This window comes from Pseudoalteromonas sp. APC 3691, assembly GCF_030408135.1.
Lineage (GTDB): Bacteria > Pseudomonadota > Gammaproteobacteria > Enterobacterales > Alteromonadaceae > Pseudoalteromonas.
In genome coordinates this window covers 1-897 of the sequence record NZ_JASDCB010000151.1, presented here as the reverse complement: position 1 = coordinate 897, position 897 = coordinate 1, and the positions used below count along the sequence as shown (strand labels likewise).

The following is an 897-nucleotide window of genomic DNA, read 5'->3' as shown; positions in this document are numbered from 1 at the left end:
TGTCGAAGTGTTTTGACCTGCTTGATCATGCTTTGATAATTAGCAGTGTTAGACGCAAAGTGACGGACAGTAGTATTTTAAAGCTGATTAATCAGTTCTTAAAAAGCGGGGTAATGATAGGCGAACACTGGGAGGCTAGTACGATAGGAAGCCCACAAGGTGGCGTAATTAGCCCGTTATTGGCGAATATCTACCTAGATGCTTTCGATCAAGAAATGAAAAAGCGTAATCACCGAATAGTGAGGTATGCAGATGATATCTTGATTTTGTGCAGCACAGAAAAAGCAGCGCAAGAAGCACTTAAGGCATCCACCCAAATACTAGAGCGAGACTTGAAATTAACCGTGAACCAAAAGAAAACCCATATTGCTCATAGCAGCAAAGGTGTGAAGTTTTTGGGAGTAGAGATAGGTAGCCAGTGGACACGGATACAAGCATCAAAACTCATCGTGTTTAAACAAAAAGTGAAGCAATTAACAAAACGTAACGGCGGCATAAATTTAGCAGAAGTAATAAAGCGGCTAAATCCAGTTGTGCGCGGTTTTGTAAATTATTTTAGTATAGCCAATTGTAAGCGAGAGCTAAAAGCCTTGGCAGGTTGGATCAGACGAAGACTAAGGGCAATACAGCTGAGGTTGTGGAAGAAGCCATCAAGGCTACATCGACGACTAAAGCAGTTAGGGAAAAAGCCACCGTTTAAGTTCATAAAGATGAACTCGTGGCGTAACTCACTAAGCCCTTTATCTTGTGTATCGATGCCAAACCAATGGTTTGAGGAGCTTGGTTTATATCCAATAGAAAAAGTGAATACGGGATGGCTTGCTTTATCAGCGTTTAGGAAATAAGTTGATAAAATGTGAAGGGTACAGGAGCCGTATACGAGGTCCGTACGTACGG

The 897-nt window shown here is 41.8% G+C and carries 1 protein-coding gene; it reads left to right on the top strand.

Going from position 1 to position 897, the window contains the following annotated elements:
• The coding region (locus QL998_RS20665) for a reverse transcriptase domain-containing protein (protein ID WP_259365860.1) at positions 1-845 on the top strand (845 nt) is incomplete at its 5' end.
• Between the last annotated feature and the right edge of the window lie 52 nt (positions 846-897).